Genomic DNA, 25776 nt, shown 5'->3' with positions numbered 1-25776 from the left:
GAAAACAGCTTCTGTAACTACTGATATAATGGGATTTTTAGTGAATAATGGGTAGATTCAAAATACTATTCGATGGAATGAATAGATGTTGATTGGTCCTTTCTTGGAGCTTCCAAGATTTTTAGTATAGTTCGATTTATTTCCGAAGAGAGTTGGGAACTTTTATTTCTGTCCCACTCTCTTTCTTTATGCTTGATTTATTAGGAAATTCCCTAATAGTCAAAAAGAAAATAGATTGTTATGCTAAAAAATAGATTGTTCAAATGATCACAATTGGGAGGAACACACAAATGAAAGAAAAGCTTCTGTTGATTGGTAATGGGATGGCTGGCGTCCGTACGATTGAAGAAATTCTAGAAAGAGACCCAGATAAATACGAGGTTACGATTATAGGGGAGGAGAGTTACCCGAACTATAATCGAATTATGCTTTCCAATGTCCTTCAGAAAAAAATGACGGTAGATGAGATAATTACAAATCCTTTAACCTGGTATGAAGAAAATCAGATTCAGCTGATTAATCATGATCCGGCTGTTAAACTGGATGCGGAAAATAAATGTGCGACAACGCAGTCAGGAAAAGAAATTTTTTATGATAAATGTATTCTTGCTACAGGCTCAAGAGCGTTCATCCTGCCGGTAGAGGGCTCAACATTGCCCGGAGTTGTCGGTTTCCGAACAATTGATGATACAGAAGCAATGTTGGATGCCGCCAAAAGCTTTAAAAAGGCAGTTGTTATCGGCGGCGGGCTGTTAGGACTGGAGGCAGCAAAAGGTTTGGTTGATCAGGGAATGGATGTGACTGTTGTCCATTTGGAGAAATGGCTGATGGAGACACAGCTGGATGCCAAAGCCGGAGAAATGCTTAAGGCAGACCTTGAGAAGCAAGGTTTGAAATTTTTAATGGAGAAACGGACAGAAAAAATTCTTGGAACAGATCGTGTAACTGGAATGACATTCAGTGATGGAACAACAATTGAAACAGATTTGATCGTGATGTCTGTAGGGATTCGTCCGGAAGTGACTCTGGCAAGAACTGCCGGACTGGATATCAACCGCGGGATTTTGGTTAATGACTTTATGCACACCAGTAATACACATATTTATGCAGTGGGAGAGTGTGTGGAACATAACGGACTGGTTTATGGCTTGGTGGCACCTTTGTTTGAGCAAGGAAAGGTTCTGGCGGATGTTTTAACTAACAGAGAAACAAAGCCGTATCAGGGCAGTACTACCTTTACCTCTCTGAAAGTTTCGGGCTGTGACCTTTATTCAGCTGGTGAGATTAAAGAGTGTGAAGGCGTAAACAGTATCGAAGCATTTGACGGGATTAATTTCACCTACAAAAAGATCTTTATCAGAGAAAATCAAGTAGTCGGAGTTGTATTGTATGGCGATACAGCAGAAGGAAACCGTTATTACAATATTCTTAGAAAAAAAGAGATCATTGATGGCTATACACCGGTTTCACTACTGCATATGGCAGGAGAAGAAGCAAGTACGGATGTTGGGGAATGGTCAGATGACGAGATGATCTGCGGCTGTAATGGGGTAACAAAAGGAACGATTGTTAATGCCATTAATGAAAAGGAACTGACCTCTGTGGCAGATGTGACAAAGTATACAAAAGCCGGCGGTTCCTGTGGAAAATGTAAAACTGTTATTGGTGCTGTACTGGAACATACACTTGGCGGAGAAATAGTGAGTGCACCGACTGGAATCTGCAGCTGTACGCCATTAACAAGGGATCAGATTGTGACTCAAATCCATGCAAAACATCTGACTTCTTCAGAAGAAGTTTACAAAGAACTTGATTTCACTAATGCAGAGGGCTGTCCCAAATGTCGTCCTGCGATTAATTTCTATTTAAATGTTGCTTGGCCGAAAGAGCATGAGGATGAACGAGAGTCCAGATATGTCAATGAGCGGATGTATGGAAATATTCAAAATGATGGAACTTATTCGGTGATACCAAGAATGCGTGGAGGAAAGACAGATCCGCAGCAGCTGATTTTGATTGCCAAAGTTGCTGAAAAATATAATGTTCCGATGGTGAAAATTACAGGAAGTCAGCGGATTGGTCTATTCGGAGTGAAGAAAGAAGATATGCCGAAGATTTGGGAAGAACTGGATATGACAGCCGCCGCAGCTTACGCCAAAGCAGTTCGTTCTGTTAAAACATGCGTAGGAGCGAATTTCTGCCGATTTGGAACACAAGACTCACTAGGCTTGGGAATTAAACTGGAGCAGCGGTTTGAATTTATTGATACGCCGCATAAATTTAAAATGGGTGTTTCAGCTTGTCCAAGAAGCTGTGTCGAAAGCGGCGTGAAAGACTTTGGAATTATTGGTGTTGAGAATGGCTTCCAGATTTATATTGGCGGAAACGGCGGAACAGAAATAAAAGAAGCACAGCTGCTGACGACTGCAGAAACAGAAGAGGAAGTAATCGAAATCTGCGGTGCGATGCTGCAATATTATAGAGAAACAGGTGTCTATGCAGAACGGACTGCTCCGTGGATTGATCGTCTGGGCTTTGAAACAGTAAAAGAAGTTCTGTTGGATGCCGAGCATCGGAAAGAGCTGATTGTACGTTTAGATGAAGCTGTTGCAGGACGTCGAGGTAATCCTTGGGAAGAAGTTGTCAACAGTCAGGAATTACAAAATGAAATGTATACAGTAGGGAGAGCATAAAATGGAAAAAATATTTGTAGCCTCTTTAAGTGAACTGGTACCGCGAATCGGAAGAGAAGTTCTGATTGGAGATCAAAAGATTGCGGTCTATCGTTTAAGTGATGACCGTGTGAAAGCAATAGAGAATGTCTGTCCCCATAAACAGGGACCGCTTGCTGAAGGGATTGTGTCTGGTGATTTTGTCTTCTGTCCATTGCATGACTACAAAATTTCTCTAAATGACGGGATTGTACAGGACCCTGATGAAGGCTGTGTACGTACATTTGAAACAATGGTTGAAGGCGATAAAGTCTACGTTATGGTGGACTAGATGGGGAAAGTTTATTTTGTAGGTGCCGGTTCAGGAGATCCGGAATTACTGACTCTAAAAGGCAAAAGACTGCTGGAAACAGCAGATGTCATCATTTATGACCGTCTGGTTCATCCAATATTTCTGCATTTGGCTAAAGAGGAAGCACGATTCATTTTTAGCGGAAAATATCCAAAAAATCATGTATTGAAGCAGAAAAATATTAATGAGCTGTTGAAGGAAGAATGCCGGAAGGATCAGTTAATTGTACGTTTGAAAGGCGGCGATCCAAGTATATTCGGCCGTGTGGGAGAAGAAATCGCTGTTCTCAGAGAACAGGGAGCGGTTTACGAAGTTGTCCCCGGAATAACAGCCGCTTCGGCTGCCAGCAGCTACAGCGGCATCTCACTGACACACAGAGAACACAGCAGTAAAGTAACATTTGTCACTGCTCATCGCAAACAGGGAGAGCAGCTGGACTTTAAAGGTCTAACGGAAAAAGGGACTGTCTGCCTATATATGGGGGTGGAATATGCTGCTGAAACACAGCAAAAGCTGATGGAACAAAATGTTTCTGCGGAATTGCCTGTTGCTATTATTGAATGGGGAACAATGGGAAGACAACGTACCTTTACGACGAATATCCTTCAGATGATTGACTGTATTGCTCAGAATCAAGTCAAAAATCCCTCGATGATTGTTGTGGGAAATGTAGTTTCTGAACGGAAGGGTCCGGACTGGTTTGAACAAAAACCACTATTCGGTAAAAGACTGCTGCTAGTAGACACAAAGAAAATCTGTTTTGAAACAATCCTTGAGTACACAGAGCAAGGTGCTGATGTCTATGCAGTTCAGGTCGGTGAAGAAAGAGACCAGCGTTTTGATGAAGTAGACCGACAATATCTAAAGGATTATACATTTGATGAAGTGGTTTATTTAAGTAAACAAGTAACCGAAATAAATAAGAAACACTTACAGTATTTATAAATAGTTTTGACGGGAGAGCTCTACTCTCTCGCTGATATAGGGGACAGCGAGAGAACGAAGAGCAGCAGTACAGTGAGTTTGAGACTGCATAAAGAGTAATGAAAAGATTGAACAGCTGGGGCATGCTTAAAGATGAACGAGGAATCTAAATTTTTTGGACAGTTCCCTGTTTGTGGTCTGCTCACAGGAATGAATATTCACAAAGAAAAGGAGATAGAGTATGGGGTCACTTCAACCACCGGAAATTGTAGATTTCACAATAGAAAAAGGAATACAAAAGGCACGAGGCAGCTTTTTGACATTAGCAGTGTTAGGGTTTTTAGCAGGAATGTTCATAGCTATTGCAGGAGTTGCCATGATTCGGACAATGGGGACAATGCCGAGCGAATGGGGGTCTTTGGTAAATGTTATTGGGGCAGCTGTTTTTCCTTTTGGGTTAATCTGTCTGCTGTTGGCAGGCGGAGAGCTGGTTACGGGGAACATGATGGTCGTTTCCATGGCTCTTTTTGCAAAAAAAATCAGCGGTAAAGAATGGCTGAGAAATATTGTCATTGTGACGGTGTTCAATTTAATTGGGTCGCTGTTTGTTGCGTATTTCTTTGGCTATCTCAGTGGTGCACTTCAAGGCGATTTTGCAGAACGTGCAATTCAGGTTTCCCTGGGGCGAACAAAAGACACCTTATTACAAGGGTTTTTATCAGGGATTGCCTGTAATATTCTAGTAAGTACAGCTGTTTATCTACAGTTCGCAGCGAAAGATTTTATTGGGAAAATTGTAGGGATTTTTCTGCCAATTATGGGCTTTGTCATTTGCGGCTATCAGCACGTTGTTGCGAATATGTTTCTGATTCCGATGGGGATTATTCTTGGAGGAAATACATGGGCAGAGTTTGGTAAAAATATGGTCAGTGTTTATTTCGGAAATTTAGCAGGCGGCGGAATTTTTATCGCCGGCATGTATTTTCTTGCATATAAAGTGGGTACACGAAAGCTTTCAAATTAGGGAGTTACTTGTGTAGCGCAGCTAACGTGCAGCTTCTAAAGAGGTTGCACGTTTTGCTTGTCCATATAATTGAGGTTGTGCCGAAGCTTCTCCATACGACGAGAAACCGCAGGAGCAATCTTTTTGTGCGACGAGAAATCGCAGGAGCAGATGTCTTTATGCGACGAGAAATCGCAGGAGCAAAGGTCTTCATGCGACGAGAAATCACAGGAGCAGATGTCTTTATGCGACGAGAAATCGCAGGAGCAAAGGTCTTCATGCGACGAGAAATCGCAGGAGCAAAGGTCTTCATGCGACGAGTAATCGCAGGAGCAAAGGTCTTCATGCGACGAGAAATCGCAGGAGCAAAGGTCTTCATGCGACGAGAAATCGCAGGAGCAAAGGTCTTCATGCGACGAGAAATCGCAGGAGCAAAGGTCTTCATGCGACGAGTAATCGCAGGAGCAAAGGTCTTCATGCGACGAGTAATCGCAGGAGCAAAAGTCTTCATGCGACGAGTAATCGCAGGAGCAAAGGTCTTCATGCGACGAGAAATCGCAGGAGCAAAAGTCTTCATGCGACGAGTAATCGCAGGAGCAAAAGTCTTCATGCGACGAGTAATCGCAGGAGCAAATACTGTATGTGTATGACAATACGTGGGATACGGCAACATTCCTTCTTTAAATAGAACTAGCCCATATCTATTTTTTCGAAAAGACCTGCGGCTAGAATTTTTGGATAGGTCCTAGTATGATAAGAGTAAATGTAGAAAAAGGAAGAGACTAAATCATGAGAACAGTTCGTGTAGGAACCCGCAATAGCCCGCTGGCTATGAAGCAGACAGAAATTATTATTGAACTACTTAAAGCAGTACACGGAGAGTTTCAAATTGACATTGTTCCCATGGTTACCACAGGGGATCGTTTGCTTTCTGTCAGTTTATCTAAAATCGGCGGGAAAGGTCTTTTTATAAATGAAGTGGAGAATGCTTTGGTGGCAGAAGAGATCGATTTTGCGGTTCACAGTTTAAAGGATATGCCGGCGGTGATGGCAGAGGGCTTGACGCTGGCTGCATTGCCTAAACGAGGAAAACCAACGGACTGTCTGATTTTCCGCAGAGTTCAAAGTATTTCTGAGCTGCCGGCAAATGCCAGAATAGGCACCAGCAGTCTGAGAAGAGACTTTCAGATGCGGCATTTGAAAACCGGCATACAAGTTGAATCTATTCGTGGAAATGTCGGAACCCGACTGAAGAAAATGGAGGAACAGAAACTGGATGCGATTGTTTTAGCATCAGCTGGATTGGATCGCTTAGACTGGTTTGAACAGTCCGAGTATGCGTATCAGGAGCTGCTGGTGGAAGAGTGTATCCCTGCAGTAGGTCAAGGCGCATTAGCTGTGGAATGTCGCGCGAAGGATCAGGAAATGATTGATTTCTTAAAGGTCATTGATGATCAGGAAAATCGCAAGCTCGTAACAGAAGAGCGTGCATTTCTTCGTGTGCTGAATGGAAACTGCGAGCTGCCTGTGGGTGCATATACGCGGAAAATAGCAATTGGTTATCAGATGTTCGGTTTTTTGGGAGATAAAACGCAGCAGCATTCTGTTCAGAAAAGTCTTATCGTTGATGAAATTACCGGTGCCGGCAGGAAGCTGGGAGAAGAGCTGTTGAAAGAACTTGGGGACAGTGAATAGATGAGAAAAATTCTTTTGACCCGTTTACCTGAAGACAATATAGACGACAAACTGTATTTTCAACAACAACACTATACATGTATGGAAATTCCTTTGATGAGGCTGAGACCGCGGCTGATTGAAGAGAAACAAATAAAAAAATTGATTGATGCGGAGTGGGTCTTTTTGACTAGTCAGCACAGTGCAGCTTTTTTTATTAAATTATTGAAGGAACAAAAACTTCTTTCTGTTTTTCAGATTAAGAAATTCGCAGTAATTGGAGAAAAAACAGCAAATGCGTTAAGAGAAGCAGGGATTGAACCTGTTTTTCAATCGATTGTTCAAGCGAAGAAAAGTATGTTTAAGCAATGGATAGCAGATTGTTCAGAAGAACCAGTTAAAATTGTTTATCCTAAAAGCAGCCTTGCTAATGCGATCGGTGAAGAGTTGTTGTTGAAAGATGGGCATGAGCTTTTCACTTTTACCCTGTATGACAATGTATTCTCGGAATCAGCACGTCAGCAGTTGAAAGTCTATCTGGATGATCCGGAATTGTCAGCAGTTTATTTTACCAGTCCTTCTCTTTGGACTCGATTCTATGAAACTTGCAAGGAAATCAATTTCAACAGGGAACTTCATTTCTATTGTGTGGGTCAGACAACTCAGGCAGCAATTCATAAAGACGGTTTTAATGCTGAGATTAGATAGTCGGTTATCAGCATGTTCTACTGTATAATGAAAGTTGAAATTCATTAAAAAGGATGGGATGAATGTGCGGAAAGTGATCTTGTATATTGCGACAAGCTTGGACGGTTATATAGCAGAGACTGATGGTTCCATTGATTTTTTAACGGTAGAGACGGATGCACCGGAAGAAGATAACAGTTATGAAGAACTGCTGGAGCGGATTGATACAGTCGTTCTCGGAAGAACGACCTATGATCAGGTGGTAAACGAGCTTTCACCGGAGCAGTATCCGTATGAGGATAAAACATCTTATATTATTACGCACCATGAAAAACCAGAAAATGCTGATCTGATTTTTACAGCTGAACAGCCAGATAAGCTGGTTGAACGTTTGAAAAAAGAAGAAGGAAAAGATATTTGGATTGTTGGAGGCGGACAAGTGATTACTCCGCTGATTAACTGTAACCTCATTGATGAATATATTGTTACAACGATTCCGGTGATTTTAGGACAGGGAATTCCTTTATTTCAATCAATTAAGCAGTCAGTGGTATTAAAGAGTGTTGATTCCTACTGCAAAAACGGTATGATTACATCAACATACAGCAAGGTATAAGAATAATTGTAAATCCAGCGAGAATCAACTTTCAGTCTATAAGAAAGTTGATTTTTCTTTTTCTTGAATAAAAGTTTTGACAAGCAAAAGAAGATCAGGTAATATAAGAAATGAAGAAACGACTACAAATGTAAACGTAGGTAAGAAGAAGGTGATAATGTTGACGGAAACAAAAATTACAGATGCAGAATGGGAAGTTATGCGTGTTGTCTGGGCACAGGAAGAAACAACCAGCAATGACGTTTATACGATTCTGAATGAAAAGATGAAGTGGAAGAAGAATACCATTAAAACGCTTTTAAGTCGTCTGACTGAAAAACAGCTGTTGGCAACAAAGCCTTCTGGAAACAAATTTATCTATTATCCCTTAATAGAGGAAAGAAAAAGTCTTCGTACGCTTTCTGAAGAATTGCTGACAAAAGTCTGCAGCAGAAAAGTGGGACAAATTGTAGAAGTGATTATTAAGGAAAGTACGTTAAGCTTTTCCGATATTGAAAAGCTGGAGCAGCTGCTTCAGGAGAAAAAGGCGTCTGCAGCGGCAGAGGTAGCATGCAATTGCATACCGGGACAATGCCAGTGTCATTTAATTAAGGATTGAAATTAGTTGCTTTGAACGTAAAATTTTATTGAAGGGAAAGCAGAATCTTGGAGGAATTACGCCTGCATATAGACTTAAAATAATAGAAATCAACGCAAGGAGTTGAATAATGTGGAAACAAAAACCTTTGATATAGAAGGGATGAGCTGTGCTTCCTGTGCTCAAATAGTGGAAAAAGCTGCTGGCAAACTGACCGGAGTTGCCAAAGCGTCGGTTAATCTTGCAACAGAAAAGCTGACGATTCAATATGATGATCAAGTATTATCCGAAAAAGACATTAAACAGGCCGTTTCAGATGCGGGATTTCAAGCAGTCAGTCAGACTGTGCAAAAAAACTATGATATTGAAGGCATGACCTGTTCCTCCTGTGCTCAGACAATAGAAAAAGCAGTGAAGCATTTGAAAGGTATTGATTTGGCATCAGTAAATCTGGCTGCAGAAAAGATGGTGGTTCAATTTGATCCAGGGATTTTGAGTAGCGAAGAGATTTCATCTGCAGTGGAAAAAGTCGGTTACCAGGCTGTTGAAGAAGTAGGAAAAATCGATACGACAGATCAAGATCAGGAAAAGAAACAAAAACATATTAAAGAGATGTGGCATCGTTTTTGGCTGTCTGCAGTGTTTACCGTACCATTACTGTATATTGCTATGGGTCATATGATCGGTCTCCCGCTTCCGGTAGTGATTGATCCAATGATGAACAGCTCAGTCTTTGCTGTTTTACAGCTTATTCTGACAATCCCGGTTCTATATTTGGGCAGAAGCTTTTTCACAGTAGGCTTTCGTTCGCTTTTTAAAGGGCATCCCAATATGGATTCTCTGGTTGCATTGGGAACAAGTGCAGCATTCCTTTACAGTTTATATGGGACGTTTATGGTATTTGAAGGACATGCCCACTTTGCAATGGAATTGTATTATGAATCTGCAGCCGTTATCTTAACTTTGATCACTTTAGGGAAATATTTTGAAGCTGTATCTAAAGGAAAGACGTCTGAAGCCATAAAAAAACTGATGGGACTGGCGCCGAAAAATGCTCGCGTGATCAGAGACGGCATGGAAATCGATTTGCCGATTGACAGTGTGAGGTCTGGCGATACGATTATTGTTCGCCCAGGTGAGAAAATTCCGGTGGACGGCATTGTCATGGAAGGCTCAACGTCTATTGATGAATCTATGCTGACAGGAGAAAGTATCCCTGTGGAAAAGAAAACAGGAGATTCAGTGATTGGAGCCAGTATCAATAAAAATGGCACCATTCAGTTTAAAGCAACAAAAGTAGGCAAAGAGACCGCTTTGGCTCAAATTGTAAAATTGGTTGAAGATGCGCAGGGCTCAAAAGCGCCAATTGCCAAAATGGCCGATAAAATTTCGGGTGTTTTTGTTCCAATCGTCATGGGCTTGGCTGTTTTATCAGGTTTATCATGGTATTTTATTGGTCAGGAATCATGGGTGTTTGCCTTGACTATTACAATTTCAGTTTTGGTTATCGCCTGTCCCTGTGCACTGGGCTTGGCTACTCCAACTGCTATTATGGTTGGAACAGGTAAAGGGGCTGAGAACGGTGTACTGATTAAAAGCGGAGATGCGCTGGAAACGACACACAAAATTCAGACCATTGTCTTTGATAAAACAGGGACAATCACAGAAGGCAAACCAGTTGTCACAGATATACTTGTGAAAAGCGGACTATCTGAAGAGCGATTACTGCAATTTGCTGCTTCAGCTGAAAAGGGATCAGAGCATCCGCTGGGAGAAGCGATTGTCGCAGCGGCAGAAGAAAAAAGATTGTCATTGTACACGATGGAAAATTTCCAGGCTATTCCCGGACATGGAATTGAAGGTGTGATTGATGGCAGTAAGTTTTTACTTGGTAATAAAAAGCTGATGATCGAACAGAAGATTGACCTGTCAGATTTTTTGGAACGCTCAGACAAACTGGCAGAGCATGGGAAAACCCCTATGTTTATTGCAAAGGATCAGCAGATTGCAGGAGTTATTGCAGTGGCTGATACCATCAAAGACAGCAGTAAAGCAGCAATTGACTGCCTGCACAAGATGGGGCTTGAGGTGGCGATGATTACCGGAGACAACAAACGTACTGCTGAAGCGATTGCCAGACAAGTGGGAATAGACCGCGTTTTCAGTGAAGTATTGCCGGAGGATAAAGCAGCAGAGGTTAAAAAGCTGCAAAGTGAAGGGCTGAAAGTGGCGATGGTTGGCGATGGAATCAATGATGCACCAGCTCTGGCTCAGGCAGATATCGGTATAGCAATTGGCTCCGGTACAGACGTTGCCATAGAATCAGCTGATATTGTGTTAATGCGCAGTGATTTGATGGATGTGCCTACAGCTGTTGAATTAAGTAAATCCACCATAAAGAATATCAAGGAAAATCTTTTCTGGGCTTTTGCCTATAACACATTAGGTATTCCTGTTGCGATGGGTGTCCTTTATTTATTCGGCGGTCCCTTGCTGAACCCAATGATTGCAGGAGCGGCAATGAGCTTCAGCTCAGTTTCAGTTTTGCTGAATGCCTTGCGGCTAAAGAGATTTAAACCGTCATCAGTTTCAAAAAGATGAAGAGCAGAGTAGCTAGAAAGTATCTGAAACGAAGGATGGAACACTAAAATAAATTAATTCTCAAATTAGAAAAATAAATAAACATACATCAAAGGAGAACGTGTTATGAACCAAACAGTAGCAATTGAAGGAATGAAATGTGACGGATGCGTAGGAATAGTTAAAGAAAAATTTGAAGCAATTCCCGGTGTGAAAGCTGTAGATGTACAACTGGATGAAAAAAAGGCAACGATTACAGCCGATAATGAAATTTCCAAAGAACAGCTGCAAGCAGCATTGGCAGATACGAAATTTACAGTAGCAGGATAATGCTGAGCAACCAAAAAAAGACCTTCGACATCTGAGGATGCCGAAGCTTTTTTTATTTGTTCACTTTTTTTATCAGTTCTTCATACTCTTTTTTCGTCTTTTCACCATCTTTATTTGTGTAGTAGTAGGTATAATTTTCTGTTTTTATTTCAAGGATAGGCACTTCGTTGTTATAGACCAGCAAATAGGCGGATTCATCTCCTATACGGAATTCCCCGGTAAGATAATGGTCTGTTGCTGAACCGAACATACGAATTCTGTTGGCAGGAAGCTTATCAATCAGTTGAACAGAAGTGATTATATCCAAAGGGATTTCTCTCGTTTTTGAAAATGGTGCAGATAAAGAGATATCATCTGTTGTAACCGTCATTCGAAACGGATTACTTGAGAAATCACTGATCATTAATGGAATACTGGAAAGAGCCACTGCAGCTACTGCTACAATAAGCAATACAATCATTGAAATCTTACCGGCAGGTCTTCCCAGATTGGTTGATATATTCATCCCTAATCGGTCTGGAACGAAGATTCTGGGATCTTCCGGATTGATGTAAATACCGTAACGCCAGTATTGGTCTTCATCTCCATAGCGGTAATCCTTTGCCTGCATAATCAGCTGATCCTGCGTACGTCTGAGTTTAAACAGAAGGTAAAAAATGAAACCGACATAAATAGTGAGCAGAATGAAGTAGGCAATTGTTAAAATCATTCCAGACTGGTAAGACAATGTAATAGAAAGTATCGGTATAAATGACAGTGGACTAAAAATAAATGCAGATGAAACTAGCAGCAGAGACCAGTAATGACGCATGGCATCATTCACTTGTTGATTAATTATTTCATCATTCGTCAGCGGTTTTACTGGCAGCCGACTGACAAGATAGTGCAGGAAGATGAAAAGACCAGCCATAAGCAGAGAAATCACTCCAAAAATCGCTGTTCCCAAAGCCTGTTGATAGTTGGTGAAGCTGTAGATGGTTCCTCCCAGAGAAATCAGAATCCCAGGTAAATACCAATAGTAACTAAGCAGCTTCCGATTTTTATTTTGAATTAATTTAGTATCTACCAATAAAGGCTTTGTAGGGAGAATCCAGCCGTTTGTTATCTTCACGTGGGTCATTTTTCGAATGTAAAGTATCTCTGTGTAGTAGTTGACACCAAGCATCATAAACAAAGACAACATGAAGAACAGTAGGGTAATAGAATCATAGGTGGTAAGTAGTATCAGCAGATCAAAAATAGAAAAAGCTGCAGCAATCAATAACAGTCTCTTTTTGTATTCCTGCCGAACGTTCAGAACCTGCGGCTCGTTTAGTTTATCTTTTGGCAGGGTGGTCTCCAATATAATGTTTTTATGAGGATTGGCAATAATTCTGCCGAGCAGAGCCATTGAAAGATTTATGCCCAAAAGTATTAGTAAAAAAATTATGTTCATATTCATAGAAGCACGTCCTTATTATTTGAAATTCTGTAAAATCTGCGTCACAATCGCATGGATATCCTCATCATTTAACTGATGAATTGCTGCTTTCGCCAAAGTCAGCTCAAGTGCCTGATTAAATTCTTCGATAAATTCTTCTGTTGCGGGGGGAAATTCTGCCACCTTTGTTCCATTACGACGATCTGTGATGATGTAGCCTTCAAGCTTTAGTGTATTGTAGGCTTTTGAAACGGTCATCATATTTATACCGATTTCATCCGCCATTTGACGCACGGAAGGCAGTGACTCATTCGCCCCCAGTTTTCCTGAAGCAATTCCTAAAATGATTTGATTTCTGATTTGCTGATAAATGGGGATAGCACTTTTCATGTCTATTTCCATTAACATCTGCAGCACCTCGCAATTATAATGTATTTTGTATTATATAGTGTAATACATGTGGTGCAAAAAAGCAATAAACTTTCAGTTGTGAGATTTTCTAAGGAGTCCTATAATGGGAATGAGCTATTTTTAGGAAGGATGAGGAACATGTCAGAAATTAACAATGAAATAACTGGTAAATATAGAGAAAGGTTTGCAGAAAGTGATAAAAAACGAGCATTGCAAAACGCAGTAGTCAAAAACGGAATCACTGAATCAGCGGAAACGCAAGAAGCACAAGTTGAAAATGTACAGGTTTTTTCAGTAGATCTTTCAACTGGAAAAGCAGCAGACCAGAAGAAAAGCGGTCGCTGCTGGATGTTTGCTGCACTCAATACTTTTCGTCATAAAATGATCGACAGCTTTCGATTAAAGGAATTTGAGCTGTCACAAAACTACACTTTTTTCTGGGACAAGTACGAAAAATCTAATTATTTTTATGAAAATATTATTGCAACAGCAGATCAGAATCTGGACTCACGTAAGGTTGCATTTTTGTTGGCAACGCCGCAGCAAGATGGCGGGCAATGGGATATGATTGTTTCTCTGTTTAAAAAATATGGTGTGGTTCCTAAATATGTGATGCCGGAAAGCAGGAACAGCTCTAATTCTCAGGATCTAAACAAATACTTGAATAAGAAGCTGCGCAAAGATGCTGTGACATTGCGCAAGTTGATTGAGGCGGGTGAAGCACCTGAGCTTGTTCAGGAGAAGAAGACAGAAATGCTTGGAGAAATTTACAATTTTCTGGCGATTTCGTTAGGGACACCGCCTGAAACCTTTGATTTCGAATACAGAGATGAAGACAAAGAATATCACATTGATAAAGGTCTGACTCCCTTATCTTTCTATGAAAAATATATAGGAGTGGATCTGGATGACTACATTAGTGTGATCAATGCTCCAACTAAGGACAAACCTTTTAACAAAACCTATACAGTTGAAATGCTTGGTAATGTTGTAGGCGGTAAGCCGGTAAAATACCTGAATGTGGATATGCCTGTATTTAAGCAATTGGCTGTTCAACAGCTGGAACAAGGAGAATCAGTCTGGTTTGGTTGTGACGTAGGTCAATCTTCTACTCGGAAAAGCGGAATAATGGCATTAAATGCATATGAAATAGATGAACTTTTTGATATTGATTTTTCAATGACAAAAGCAGAACGTCTGGATTATGGTGAAAGCCTGATGACCCATGCAATGGTACTAACCGGTGTGGATGTGATCGATGGAAAGTCTGCAAAATGGAAAGTGGAAAATAGCTGGGGAGAGAAGATTGGAAACAAAGGCTTCTTCGTGATGAGTGATGCCTGGATGGATGAATACACGTATCAAATCGTGATTCGGAAAGATATCCTGACCAATGAGCTGTTGAAAGCTTGGAATGAAGAGCCTAAAATGCTGGCTCCATGGGACCCTATGGGAGCTTTGGCATAAATAATTGTGAACATAGAATGGTCTAAATAATTATTCGAACAAGGGACTGTGACAAAAGTATGTCTGAGATCCCTAAAACCGAATAAACGGTGTTCCAGAAGTTGTCTCTTCGGAAATAAGTCGAACTATACTGAAAATATGAGTAGCTATTTTCGTATATTCCGACTTATTTCTTGAGACAGAACACTTCTGTCACAACCTCTTTTTTAGACTAAAAATCGACTTAAGTGACGGCATAAAAATGACAGACAGTATCATTTCCGACTGGCTGTTTTTTCTTTGATGAAGCGAACTGGATACACAATAGTTTAAATACTTTGTTTGTCAGCTTTTTGTAGGTAAAAATTGATAAGCTTTTTCATAATGAAAAATAGACGTTTTCGTATTTTTGTCGAGGAGTTTTTAATAACTCTTATTGATAAAATGTATGTTAGGTATGGTTGATTCATTTCTTTGTTGAGAGAATAAGGGACAAGGATTGATCATTTTTCAGTAACTGTGAAAAACATTGAAAAAATGAAGCTTCTTAATAAGGAAGTGTCGACTTCGTTGAATGGGGAAATAAAATAGTTTAGCCCATTTTAATTATCAAGATGCTCCAAGAGGTTCCGTTTGGATTGCAGCAGGAGAGCCGGCAAGCTGGACACTGTCTTTTATGTTTCGTCTAAAGAAGTAGTTCAGACCATATATAAAACAGCATTGAAGGCAGGCGGGAAGGATAATGGGGAGCCAGAATACAGATATCAATACAGTGAAAATTACTATGCGGCATTTGTCCACGACGTAATTCAGCATGGTTTGATTATTCATTCAAAAGATATGCTTCTATTTTGTTATTATATTTAATGATATTATTTTTAGTATCTATGAAATACAAGGATTTTTATCAGTATGTTATACTTTTAAAGAATGGAAACTGAAGCAGGTGACAAGGAAAAAGGAGAGGATTTAATGGGAAAAAGTTATACAATGCCCTACGAAGTTGCATATTATGATGGCGACATTACGAAAAGAATGACTCTGCCGTCTATGCTGGCAGTAGTCATTAAGACATCGGAGGAGCAAAGTGCACTTCTTGGTAGAGGAGCGGAATTTGTTGCCGGATTTGGTTTGGGCTGGGTGATCACCAACTATGAAATTGAAATAAAAAGATTACCTATGGTTGGGGAGAACATTCAGATAACCACTCAGGCGATGTCATATAATAAATATTTTTGCTACCGGAATTTTTGGATACATGATGAAGCAGGGGAAGAATGCGTTCAGATCAAAACTACTTTTGTACTGATGAATAAAAAAAATCGTAAAATGAGCAATGTACTGGAAGAAATTATTGCTCCGTATGAAAGTGAGAAAATCAAAAAAATTTATCGAAATGAAAAAATAGAGAAGATTGAAAGCGGGATTTTTCATAATTATCGTGTTCGTTTTTTTGATATTGACGGGAACCAGCACGTAAATAATGCAATTTATTTTAACTGGCTGCTGGATGTACTGGGTTATGAGTTCCTTTCCAAGCATCAGCCGTTAAGAGTCAATGTAAAATTTGATAAAGAAGTTGAATATGGACATGAAGTGGAGAGTCATTATGAAGTACTGGAAAATGAAACAGGCCCATGGACACGTCACGAAATTCGGATAGAGGATCAGCTTTATTGTGAAGCAAATATCCAATGGATATAGCATACTAACAGAGTATGAACAAATGCAACAAAGCGAACGGAACGTGTTTTATTTTACAATTTATTTGTTCTTTAGATATGATAGAAAGAAGGAAAAGAAAGCTGAACGGCTAAACACTGGAGGAAAAAATGATACGATTGGGACTAACATCTTTTAGTGAACATGAAAGACTGACGGGGAAAAAACGCTCTACACTTTATGAGTACGCCGGGCATTTACCACTAGTTGAAATGGATACTGCGTACTATGGCATTCCAAAGCAGGAATCTGTAAAAAGATGGGTGGAATCTGTTCCGGCAAATTTTAAATTTGTTGTTAAAGCATACAGCGGTATCAGCTGTCAGGGAGATTGGGAAACCTATTACAAAAATGAAGAGGAAATGATTCAGTCCTTTCTTCACAGTATGCAGCCAATTATTGACAGCGGAAAATTGTTTGCGTTTTTAGTTCAGTTTTCAGCCAGTTTTGGATGTACAAAGGAAAATGTCCGATATCTCGAAAAAATCGAAAAGTGGTTTAATGGTTTGCCGGTCGCTGTTGAACTAAGAAATGGAAGCTGGTATCAGGCTGATTATATTAAGTCCACTCTTGCTTTTATGAAAGAGCGAAAATTTTCTTTGGTTGTTGTTGATGAGCCCCAGATACCGATAAATCCAGTGCCCTTTTTTCCGTTTGCGACAAACCAAGCATTTATACTCTTTCGGTTCCATGGAAGAAATGCTGCCGGTTGGCTGGCCAATGATAAAGAGTGGCGAAAAAAGCGGACACTTTATCGGTATAATTCAGCTGAGATTGCCAGTCTGAGTGAAGCGGTTAGAAAAATGTCTTTGGAAGTCAAAGAGACAGGGGTTATTTTCAATAATAATTCGGGCGGAGATGCAGCCGGAAATGCACTTGAAATGAAAAAGGTACTTAATCTGAAATATGAAGAACTGAATCCGAAGCAGATGGATTTGTTTTAAGGTGATGTATGATTAAAATAATTTTCTTTGATATTGATGGAACATTGGTTGACAGACGTGCGAAAGCTCTGGATTCCACCAGAAAAGCGATCTCCCAGGCTCAAAGTCAGGGGATTCTTTGTGGTGTTGCAACAGGGCGAAGCCCGATTCATTTGAGTGAACAGATTGATGCGCTGAATTTTGACGTTTTTGTAACCTACAATGGTCAGCTGGTCTATACAAAAGATGAGACTCTATATGAACGCACTTTCTCCAAAGCGGTACTTGAACAGATTGTTGATTTTGCTGATACAGGAAATCGGCAGTTGATGTTTGGCGGACGGCTGAAGATGGAAGGCAGCTCACTGATGAGGTTTGGACAGAACAGCAAAGCGAGAAAACTTGTGCGCTTTATACCTAAATGGTTCCCAGTAGCTGCTGCTCAGAATCTGCTGATTAAATATCGCTCAGTGAAGGAAGAATGCAGGTATCACGAACTGAACATTTTAAATGAAGAAATCTATCAGTGTGTTCTTCTCAGTTCTGCAGAAGAAATGGAAGATTTAAACAGACAGCTTCCTGACTGTACCATCACACGTTCGAATCCTTATGTGGTGGATATTATTCCGCAGGGTGGCTCGAAGCTTCGGGGAATTATGAAATGTATTGAAACCTTTGGATTTTCATTGAATGAAGTGATGACCTTCGGAGACAACTGGAATGATGTGGAAATGCTTGAAGGAACTGGAATTGGTGTGGCGATGGGAAATGCCCCGGATGGAGTAAAAGCGTCGGCAGATTTTGTTACTGCAACCAATGAGGATCACGGAATTTATCAGGCGATGGTTCATTATAAGATTATTGAGGAGGCAGTGTATGAAAATAGATAACCCATTTGATAAGACTGAAGAATTTCACCGGATATTTGATAATCGGAGACCTTCAGCACCTCAGGCTTTCACAGCGAAAACGGCATCAGCCAGAGCTGGTTTTAAAGCAGAAGAGCTGGTGGAATTTTTATACTCCTCAGCAAACAATGATATGGAAGAGTTTCATCGGTTGGTTGAACAGCTGAAAACAGATGTTGACACTGCTGAAAAGAAAATACTTGAAAAAGGTAAACAGATTGAGGAGGTTTTAGTTGATCAGGTAGATGCTTTAATAGACCTTCTCTATTTCACCTATGGCTCATTTTCTTTGCTGGGTGTTGATCCTACTGAATTATTTACCATTGTTCATGAAGCAAATATGGGAAAATTGTTTGAAGATGGCAAACCTCGTTATCATGAGGTCACTCATAAAGTGCTGAAGCCGGATGACTGGGAAGAGAAGTATGCTCCTGAACTCAAAATTAAAGCGGAGCTGGAGCGGCAGAAAAAGGAAAGCAGATAAAAAGAGCCCAGGAGAGAAAGATTTTCGCTCTGAGCTCTCTTATAAATAAAAGGTGCGGCTGTAAGTAAGTTAACTCACAGGACCGCATTTTTTTTAATTAAAAAACATATCATAAAGTGCCCGGATGGCTTGATTTTCCTGTTCTTTACGAATACCGAACATGATACTGACTTCTGAAGAGCCCTGGTTTATCATTTCCAGATTGATCTCATTTTTAGCCAATGCCATGGTACTGTCGGCAGTAACCCCGATACGCTGGCGCATCCCTTCACCTACAATCATAATCATTGAAAGACCATGAGTAATACGCAGTTCATCCGGCTTTAACACTTCCTCCAGTTTGCTGATCAGCTGTTTTTCAATTGTTGGAGTTAGCTGACGCTCACGTAAAATAATGGAAATATCATCAATTCCAGAAGGCATATGCTCATAACTAAGACCCAGATTCTCCAAAATTTCCAAAACTTTACGGCCAAAGCCAAGCTCTCTGTTCATCAGGTATTTACTGATATAGATATTTGCAAAATTTTGATCACTTGCAATTCCAACTACCGGCTCATGATCAGCTGCCCGCTTCGTTGTGATTAGTGTTCCCGGATGGGATGGGTTGTTGGTATTCTTGATAACTACCGGAATATTTGCTTTATAAGCCGGCATCAGCGCTTCGTCATGGAAAACGGCAAAGCCTGCATAAGCCAGCTCCCTCATTTCTCTGTAGGTCAGTTCCTTAATTGTTTTCGGATTGCTTACAATTCCCGGATGAGCAACAAAGATTCCATCAACATCAGTAAAGTTTTCGTATAAATCAGCTTGAACACCTGCAGCCACAATAGAACCAGTGATATCTGATCCGCCTCTGGAGAAGGTACAGATTTCTCCGGCCTCTGTGTAACCGAAAAATCCAGGAATAACCAATATCTCATCTGTTTCTCTGAACTGACTGATTTTTTCGTAGGAAGATGGCAGAATACGGGCATTACCAGGTTCGTCTGTAACAATAATTCCTATATCACGCGGATTTTTATAAACAGCCTGCAGCCCGTTATCCTGGAAGAATGCTGCAACCAGCCGTGCGTTATTATTTTCTCCTCTTGCCAAAAAGGCATCAAATAAATGAGGATTGTTTTCTTTAGGAAGTGTGGTCAGTTTTTCAATAGACTGGCGAATATCTGTCAGAATATTCTTATTCATCCCCAGCTCGTCCATAATTAATTCGTAACGTGAAATAATCTGCTCAATGATCTCTTCTGTTCCTTCATTTTTCAGATACTTCGAATGATAACTGATTAAAAGATCCGTCACTTTAGTATCGCTGTCTGAACGCTTTCCAGGAGCAGAGACAACAACGAATTTTCGGGAAGGGTCCTCTTTTACAATTTGTAATACCTTTTGCAATTGTTCTGCAGAAGCCAGTGAGCTTCCGCCAAATTTAATTACTTTCACCTTTTCAGCTCCCTATTCTTTTAGAAATACGATTACTTTGATCTGGAATCCGATAAAAAAACAGTGATAATCGCACCTTTAATTCTCATCTTTTTATAATCTTAAGTAGTAAAAGAATACCTAAATTTCCACTGAAAAGCAACAGAAAATAGAACTTTTAGTTCTTTTTCCGAAAGCTGTAAATAATTCTCTTCATTTTTGTTTAAATCTTTGATACACTGAAAGAAGTGACATTTTATTCTTGATGAAAAGTCTATGCATAATTTGGCAGTGTCGGATACCTGTTGAGAAAAAGAAAAATATTTTATTAATTCCTCATTAAACTAGTGCTTGAAGGAATGCTTTGTGATATAATTTTCTATAGTTGTTTTTTACGAGAATGATTAAAATTAATTTCAGTCTTTCAAGTAATGCTTCTAGGCAATATACTGAGAGAACTCCCTATCCCTAAATATAGAATGCTAAGTAAATGTTGAGTAAACGGAGGAAACATTAATGAAAAACAATTTGATTATTATCGTGGTGTTAGTGATAATCATCGTTGCAGCTATCATATATCTGGTTGGACACTTTATGCGAAGGAAAAATCAGGCGAAGCTGAAAGCTCTCGAAAGCAGAAAAGAAGATCTTTTTGACCTTCCTGTGATTGAAGAAGTGGATGAAATAAAAAAAATGCACATGGTAGGTCAAAGTCAAAATACTTTCCGTGAATGGAATCAGCGTTGGGCAGATATTTCTACCCGTTCTTTTGCTGAACTGGAAAGTCAAATTTTTGAAGTTGAAGAATTAAATGATTCTTTCCGTTATATGAAGGCAAAACGCGCAGTAGCTGAAGCTGAAAAAACAATGGATGAAATGGAGTCAGAAGTTGAAGAAATTCGCAGAGGACTCGGAGAACTTCGCGACAGTGAAGAGCGCAATTCTTTGGAAGTGCAGAAAGCTCTGGATATCTATGAAGAAATCAGTACACTGCTGCAAGAAGAAAAAGAAGGATTTGGCTCTGCTTATTCAGAATTACAGAAGCAGGTTAAGAATATTGAGATTGAATTTACACAGTTCGTTACATTGAATACTTCAGGAGATCCTGTAGAAGCCAGGGAAGTACTTGAAAGTGCAGAACGCCATACGTATGAACTAGACGATGTGATGAAACGTATTCCTCCTTTACATGACGAACTTAACCGGACATTCCCGGATCAGATCAAGGAAATCGAAGAAGGGTACAAACGTCTGACGGATGATCATTTCGTTTTCCCGGAACAAAATTTCGAAGAAGAATTGAACCGTGTGAAGAAGCGTGTGAAGAACTCTACAGTGGATCTGGAGAAAGCAGAAGTTGCTGCTGTTGAAGTGGCAAACAGAGATACTGAAGCAGCTATTGATGCGTTGTATGAAGTTATGGAAAAAGAGATTAATGCGAAGAAATATGTTGTAAATAATCAAAAAACAATAGGCGACTATATTGCTCACGTATTGCGTAATAACCGCCAGCTGATGATTGAATTGGATCATACTTCTCAAAGCTATACACTGAATCACAATGAGCTGGGACGTTCAAGAGGATTCCAGTCGGAAATCGAAGAACTGATTCGTCGTTATGAAGACTATGAACCAAAGATGGCAGAGCACACAGTTCCTTATTCTGAAGTCCAAGTATTCTTTAAAGACTGCTACCGTGTTCTAGCTGATATTGAAAATCAGCAAATGGAAATCGATATGTCTCTGAAAGATCTTCGTAAAGGCGAGAAAGAGGCACAGAAGAAAGTGGATCAGTTTGAGTTTCGTCTGCGCAACCTGAAACGTTTCGTTGAAAAGAAACGTCTGCCGGGTCTGCCAACTGATTACCTTGAATTCTTCTTTGTAGCGACAGACCGAATCGAAGAGCTGAGCAAAGCATTGAATCGTATTCGTATCAATATTGATGAAATTAATAAGCTTGCAGATTTATGTAATGAAGATTTGGAAATGCTTGATAAAAAGACGAACGATCTTGTGAACTCTGCTGCTTTAACTGAGCAGATGATGCAATATGCAAATCGTTACCGTCATACGAATGAAGCAGTCAACGAAGCAATGGAGCGCACCTTAGACTTATTCTCCAAAGACTATCGCTATCAAGATGCATTGGATATTATTGGTACAGCACTTGAAAGAGTAGAGCCGGGCGCATTCAGACGGATCGAAGATATTTACTTCAAAAATTTAGATGCAGTTTAATGCAGGAAGCAGGACAGATAAATATGTCCTGCTTTTTCTTATCATGTAAACTTTGGTAAATGATAACGAAACGTAGATGATTCAGTTCTGAAAAGGAATAATTGAAGTTGAGATTTAAAAGGACTATAATTTAAAAAGACTTTTTTTAGAAGGGCAGAGATAAATGATTTATTTTGATAATAGTGCAACAACACAGATTTATCCTCAAGTATTAGATACTTACCTGAAGACCAGTCAGCGGATCATTGGAAATCCTTCCAGTCTGCATGACCTTGGAAGTCAGGCTCATCGATTACTTGAGCAGGCAAGAAAACAGGTAGCTGAACTACTGTCAGTTGACTATTCGGAGATATTTTTTACCAGTGGCGGAACTGAGGGAGATAATTGGATTTTAAAAGGAACAGCTGTAGAAAAGCAGGCTTTTGGAAAGCATCTGATTATATCAAGTATTGAGCATCCGGCTGTTTCAGAAACAGCCAGACAGCTTGAAAAACTCGGATTTGAAGTTTCAGTCATTCCAGTAGATAAATGCGGGGTTATTCAAATAGATAAACTTGAACAGCTAATTCGAAAAGATACAATTTTAGTTTCGATTATGGCGGTCAATAATGAAATCGGCAGTGTACAACCTATTAAAGCAGTCAGTGCGCTTTTGGAAAAATATCCGACGATTCATTTCCATGTAGATGCAGTTCAGGCTGTGGGGAAGATCCCAACCTTAGAATGGCTGACACCAAGAGTGGATTTTGCTGTTTTTTCAGCACATAAATTTCATGGACCTAAGGGAGTGGGCTTTATTTACTGGAAAAAAGGGAAGAAGCTGGCACCTTTATTAACAGGCGGCGGTCAGGAAGATAATCAGCGGAGCGGTACGGAAAATATAGCAGGGATTGTTGCAGCTTCAAAAGCACTTCGGCTGTATTTAGATAAAAATAAAGAAGGAAAAGACCGAGTTGAACAAATTCGTAATGCGTTGATTGATGGACTTGTAATGTATTCCAATGTTCGTTTCTTTACTGAAAAGAGTTCGGATTTTGCTCCTCACATTTTATGCTTTGCATTAAAAGGGATTCGGGGAGAGGTGCTGGTTCATGCATTGGAAGAAAAACAAATTTACATTTCCACAACAAGTGCATGCTCTAGTCGTAAAAAAATGGTCGGGAGTACACTTCATGCAATGAATATTCCAGATGCAGAAGCAACATCAGCTGTACGAATCAGCTTGGATGAAAGCAATACAATGGCTGAGGCAGAACAATTTATGGTCATCTTCAATCAGCTGCATAAAAAGTTTTCAAAAATTAACGGATAAGTAAGATATGTCTGAAGACTCTGATGATGAATGTTTACGAAAAAATAGAGAGGGTCTAACTCTTTTTAAAGGAACAATGTTGCTACATTCTTAGTACGCATACCGTCTCATTAGATACTCTTAAATAAGTGACAACTCCTTTTATCTATGAATCTCGTATTATTTGATTTCGATACAAACATGTCTATTTAGAAAAGCATTGGGGACTGTGACAAAAGTATGTCTGATATCCCTAAAACCGAATAAACGGTGTTCCAGTCTTTGTATGATTCGATCGTTCGAAGAAGCGTAGGGGGAAGTTTTTTTGTGCTTCTCAGTTATGCGCCGAGCATTCAAAGAAGCTTAGAAGCAAGTTCCTTTTCAGTATGCATACAGCTATCTCTTATAGTTTTCAGTCACATTTTGGTTTGAGATGCCTGCCTTATTTTTTGTTGATTCAACTAGCTGTATAAATAAGCGTTTGAAAAATCCTGCTCCTATGTTATAGTGGAACGGGATTTTGTTTCTGAAAATTATCATGATCCTGTATCCGGTTATTCAGTTACTATGCAGTGAAAACAATCAGTCGTTATGATAGGGGATACTAGCACATACTTTTTTACAGGAATGGACGTAATGGTTTAAAGAAAGGAATTTAAAAAAGTGAATTATTCAGAAATTATGGTTAGGTACGGCGAACTTTCGACAAAAGGCAAAAATAGAAAATCATTTATCATGCAGCTTGCACAGAACGTAAAAAGAGTGCTGGCTGATTTTCCAGAAGTGAAAATTCATGCGGACAGAGATCGCATGCATCTGTTGTTAAATGGGGAAGACAGCAGTCTGATTCTTCCGAAGCTGGAAAAGGTTTTTGGGATTCAGACATTTTCGCCGAGTATTCGTGTTGAAAAATCTGTACCTGCGCTAAAAGAAATGGTAAAGGAAATTATCAAAGAAGTTTATCAACCGGGACAAACCTTTAAAATTACTTCAAAGCGTTCAGACCACAGCTTTGAACTGGATTCCAATGAGTTGAACAGAGAACTGGGCGGTGCAGCTTTCGAGGTGTTCCCCGATATTCAAGTACAGATGAAGCAGCCGGATATTAATATTCGTGTGGAAATTCGCAGAGAAGGAGCGTATTTTTCCTATGAAACAATCCGTGGTGCTGGCGGGCTTCCTGTAGGAACAAGTGGAAGAGGAATGTTGATGCTCTCCGGCGGTATTGATTCGCCTGTTGCTGGCTATTTATCGATGAAGCGCGGAGTGGAAATCGAAGCAGTTCATTTCGCCAGCCCCCCCTACACAAGTGAGCAGGCTCTGCAAAAAGCTAAGGATTTAGCTGCAAAGCTCGCTCCCTATTCAGGAAATGTTCAGTTTATTGAAGTTCCTTTCACGGAAATACAGGAAGAAATCAAGCGAGTAGTTCCAGAAGGATATCTGATGACGGTGACGCGAAGATTGATGCTGCGCATGACAGATGCCATAAGAGATATGCGGAATGGTTTGGTCATTATTAATGGTGAGTCACTTGGTCAGGTAGCTTCACAAACGTTGCAAAGCATGGTGGCTATCAACGATGTGACCAATACGCCGATTATACGTCCGGTAGTTTCGATGGATAAAACGGAAATTATTGAACTGGCAGAAAAAATTGATACATTTGAATTGGCCATTCAGCCTTTTGAAGATTGCTGTACAATTTTTGCTCCACCACAGCCTAAGACCAGACCTAAACTTGAAAAAGCACAGGCATATGAAGCACGTCTGGATGTGACTGGATTGATGGAGCGATCTCTTGCAAACTTGAAAGTTAGTGAAATAACAGCAGACAGCAGGGACCGGCAGGAGCAAGATGATTTTTCTGATTTGCTGTAAAAAATAAATCAAGAGAGATGACTAAATAGTTCAGCCATTTATTTTAGAAATAGTATTTAAAAACAGTAAAAATCAGTTGCGGATTTTTACTGTTTTTTATTTTTCACGCCAGCTAATCGCGCCTTATTGTGAAACTATCTTCTGGATTTTAGCCACTGTTGTAAGTAAATGGGAATTGGTTGATGATAGGATGAGGAAGAGGTTAAGAAAAAACTGGA

The 25776-nt window shown here is 40.0% G+C and carries 23 protein-coding genes; 19 read left to right on the top strand and 4 right to left on the bottom strand.

Annotated features, from left to right (window positions below; translation table 11 throughout):
* Positions 1-290 precede the first annotated feature (290 nt).
* From nirB to LI951_RS05910, 4 genes are all read left to right on the top strand, one after another.
* The gene (gene nirB / locus LI951_RS05925; RefSeq protein ID WP_229441588.1) at positions 291-2693 is read left to right on the top strand and encodes a nitrite reductase large subunit NirB; all 2403 of its coding nucleotides are present in this window, start codon (positions 291-293) and stop codon (positions 2691-2693) included.
* Position 2694: 1 nt separating this feature from the next.
* Positions 2695-3003 (top strand): nitrite reductase small subunit NirD, encoded by a 309-nt coding sequence (gene nirD / locus LI951_RS05920; RefSeq protein ID WP_202066744.1) that lies wholly within the window; start codon positions 2695-2697, stop codon positions 3001-3003.
* Positions 3004-3969, top strand: coding sequence for a uroporphyrinogen-III C-methyltransferase (cobA, locus tag LI951_RS05915; protein ID WP_229441587.1), 966 nt, complete (start codon positions 3004-3006; stop codon positions 3967-3969).
* Between the two features lie 220 nt (positions 3970-4189).
* A complete protein-coding gene (locus tag LI951_RS05910; RefSeq protein WP_202066746.1) occupies positions 4190-4972 on the top strand; it encodes a formate/nitrite transporter family protein in 783 nt (260 codons plus the stop codon).
* A 4-nt stretch (positions 4973-4976) separates the two neighbouring features.
* Here LI951_RS05910 and LI951_RS15375 read toward each other — a convergent pair whose 3' ends face one another.
* Positions 4977-5624 (bottom strand): hypothetical protein, encoded by a 648-nt coding sequence (locus LI951_RS15375; RefSeq protein WP_420705919.1) that lies wholly within the window; start codon positions 5622-5624, stop codon positions 4977-4979.
* Between the two features lie 116 nt (positions 5625-5740).
* Here LI951_RS15375 and hemC point away from each other — a divergent pair, with 116 nt between their 5' ends.
* The 6 genes from hemC to LI951_RS05875 all read left to right on the top strand — a co-directional run bounded on the left by hemC (position 5741) and on the right by LI951_RS05875 (position 11415).
* Positions 5741-6646, top strand: a complete 906-nt coding sequence (gene hemC, locus LI951_RS05900; protein ID WP_229441585.1) for a hydroxymethylbilane synthase — start codon at positions 5741-5743, stop codon at positions 6644-6646.
* Positions 6647-7333, top strand: a complete 687-nt coding sequence (locus LI951_RS05895; RefSeq protein ID WP_202066749.1) for a uroporphyrinogen-III synthase — start codon at positions 6647-6649, stop codon at positions 7331-7333.
* Between the two features lie 58 nt (positions 7334-7391).
* Positions 7392-7928, top strand: coding sequence for a dihydrofolate reductase family protein (locus tag LI951_RS05890; RefSeq protein ID WP_202066750.1), 537 nt, complete (start codon positions 7392-7394; stop codon positions 7926-7928).
* A gap of 157 nt (positions 7929-8085) precedes the next feature.
* Complete coding sequence (locus LI951_RS05885) at positions 8086-8526, top strand: CopY/TcrY family copper transport repressor (RefSeq protein ID WP_202066751.1); 441 nt, start codon at positions 8086-8088, stop codon at positions 8524-8526.
* Positions 8527-8637: 111 nt separating this feature from the next.
* Entirely contained in the window at positions 8638-11106 is a 2469-nt protein-coding gene (locus tag LI951_RS05880) for a heavy metal translocating P-type ATPase (RefSeq protein ID WP_229441584.1), read from the top strand.
* A gap of 105 nt (positions 11107-11211) precedes the next feature.
* Positions 11212-11415 carry a heavy-metal-associated domain-containing protein gene (locus LI951_RS05875; RefSeq protein WP_229441583.1) on the top strand — a complete coding sequence of 68 codons (204 nt, stop codon included), beginning with the start codon at positions 11212-11214 and terminating at the stop codon, positions 11413-11415.
* A gap of 52 nt (positions 11416-11467) precedes the next feature.
* On the opposite strand, the gene LI951_RS05870 is transcribed toward LI951_RS05875, so the two are convergent.
* Together LI951_RS05870 and LI951_RS05865 are read right to left on the bottom strand one after the other, a co-directional pair.
* The gene (locus LI951_RS05870; RefSeq protein WP_229441626.1) at positions 11468-12850 is read right to left on the bottom strand and encodes a PH domain-containing protein; all 1383 of its coding nucleotides are present in this window, start codon (positions 12848-12850) and stop codon (positions 11468-11470) included.
* Positions 12851-12871: 21 nt separating this feature from the next.
* Positions 12872-13243 (bottom strand): GntR family transcriptional regulator, encoded by a 372-nt coding sequence (locus LI951_RS05865; RefSeq protein WP_202066754.1) that lies wholly within the window; start codon positions 13241-13243, stop codon positions 12872-12874.
* A 141-nt stretch (positions 13244-13384) separates the two neighbouring features.
* Here LI951_RS05865 and LI951_RS05860 point away from each other — a divergent pair, with 141 nt between their 5' ends.
* From LI951_RS05860 to LI951_RS05835, 6 genes are all read left to right on the top strand, one after another.
* Positions 13385-14713 (top strand): C1 family peptidase, encoded by a 1329-nt coding sequence (locus tag LI951_RS05860; RefSeq protein WP_229441582.1) that lies wholly within the window; start codon positions 13385-13387, stop codon positions 14711-14713.
* Between the two features lie 612 nt (positions 14714-15325).
* A complete protein-coding gene (locus tag LI951_RS05855) occupies positions 15326-15559 on the top strand; it encodes a hypothetical protein (RefSeq protein ID WP_229441581.1) in 234 nt (77 codons plus the stop codon).
* A 105-nt stretch (positions 15560-15664) separates the two neighbouring features.
* Positions 15665-16396, top strand: coding sequence for an acyl-ACP thioesterase domain-containing protein (locus tag LI951_RS05850; RefSeq protein WP_229441580.1), 732 nt, complete (start codon positions 15665-15667; stop codon positions 16394-16396).
* 128 nt (positions 16397-16524) lie between these two features.
* Complete coding sequence (locus tag LI951_RS05845) at positions 16525-17358, top strand: DUF72 domain-containing protein (protein ID WP_202066758.1); 834 nt, start codon at positions 16525-16527, stop codon at positions 17356-17358.
* An 8-nt stretch (positions 17359-17366) separates the two neighbouring features.
* Positions 17367-18227: a Cof-type HAD-IIB family hydrolase gene (locus LI951_RS05840; protein ID WP_229441579.1), complete on the top strand. Its 861-nt coding sequence runs from the start codon at positions 17367-17369 to the stop codon at positions 18225-18227.
* Positions 18214-18729, top strand: a complete 516-nt coding sequence (locus tag LI951_RS05835; RefSeq protein ID WP_202066760.1) for an HAD family hydrolase — start codon at positions 18214-18216, stop codon at positions 18727-18729. The genes LI951_RS05840 and LI951_RS05835 overlap by 14 nt, the downstream gene beginning before the upstream one ends.
* A gap of 93 nt (positions 18730-18822) precedes the next feature.
* Here the strand turns inward: LI951_RS05835 and LI951_RS05830 are convergent, their stop codons facing one another.
* Positions 18823-20172: an aspartate kinase gene (locus tag LI951_RS05830; protein WP_229441578.1), complete on the bottom strand. Its 1350-nt coding sequence runs from the start codon at positions 20170-20172 to the stop codon at positions 18823-18825.
* 495 nt (positions 20173-20667) lie between these two features.
* On the opposite strand from LI951_RS05830, the gene ezrA reads away from it, so the two are divergent.
* The 3 genes from ezrA (at position 20668) to thiI (ending at position 25558) form a co-directional block, all read left to right on the top strand.
* Positions 20668-22389, top strand: a complete 1722-nt coding sequence (ezrA, locus tag LI951_RS05825; RefSeq protein ID WP_229441577.1) for a septation ring formation regulator EzrA — start codon at positions 20668-20670, stop codon at positions 22387-22389.
* Positions 22390-22552: 163 nt separating this feature from the next.
* A complete protein-coding gene (locus tag LI951_RS05820; protein ID WP_229441576.1) occupies positions 22553-23701 on the top strand; it encodes a cysteine desulfurase family protein in 1149 nt (382 codons plus the stop codon).
* A gap of 642 nt (positions 23702-24343) precedes the next feature.
* The gene (gene thiI, locus LI951_RS05815) at positions 24344-25558 is read left to right on the top strand and encodes a tRNA uracil 4-sulfurtransferase ThiI (RefSeq protein ID WP_202066764.1); all 1215 of its coding nucleotides are present in this window, start codon (positions 24344-24346) and stop codon (positions 25556-25558) included.
* Positions 25559-25776: the final 218 nt, after the last annotated feature.

It is taken from the genome of Enterococcus sp. BWT-B8, from assembly GCF_020567625.1.
Classification (GTDB): Bacteria; Bacillota; Bacilli; order Lactobacillales; family Enterococcaceae; genus Enterococcus_L.
The sequence above is the reverse complement of the archived record's forward strand: the minus strand, read 5'-3'. Positions and strand labels throughout refer to the sequence as shown.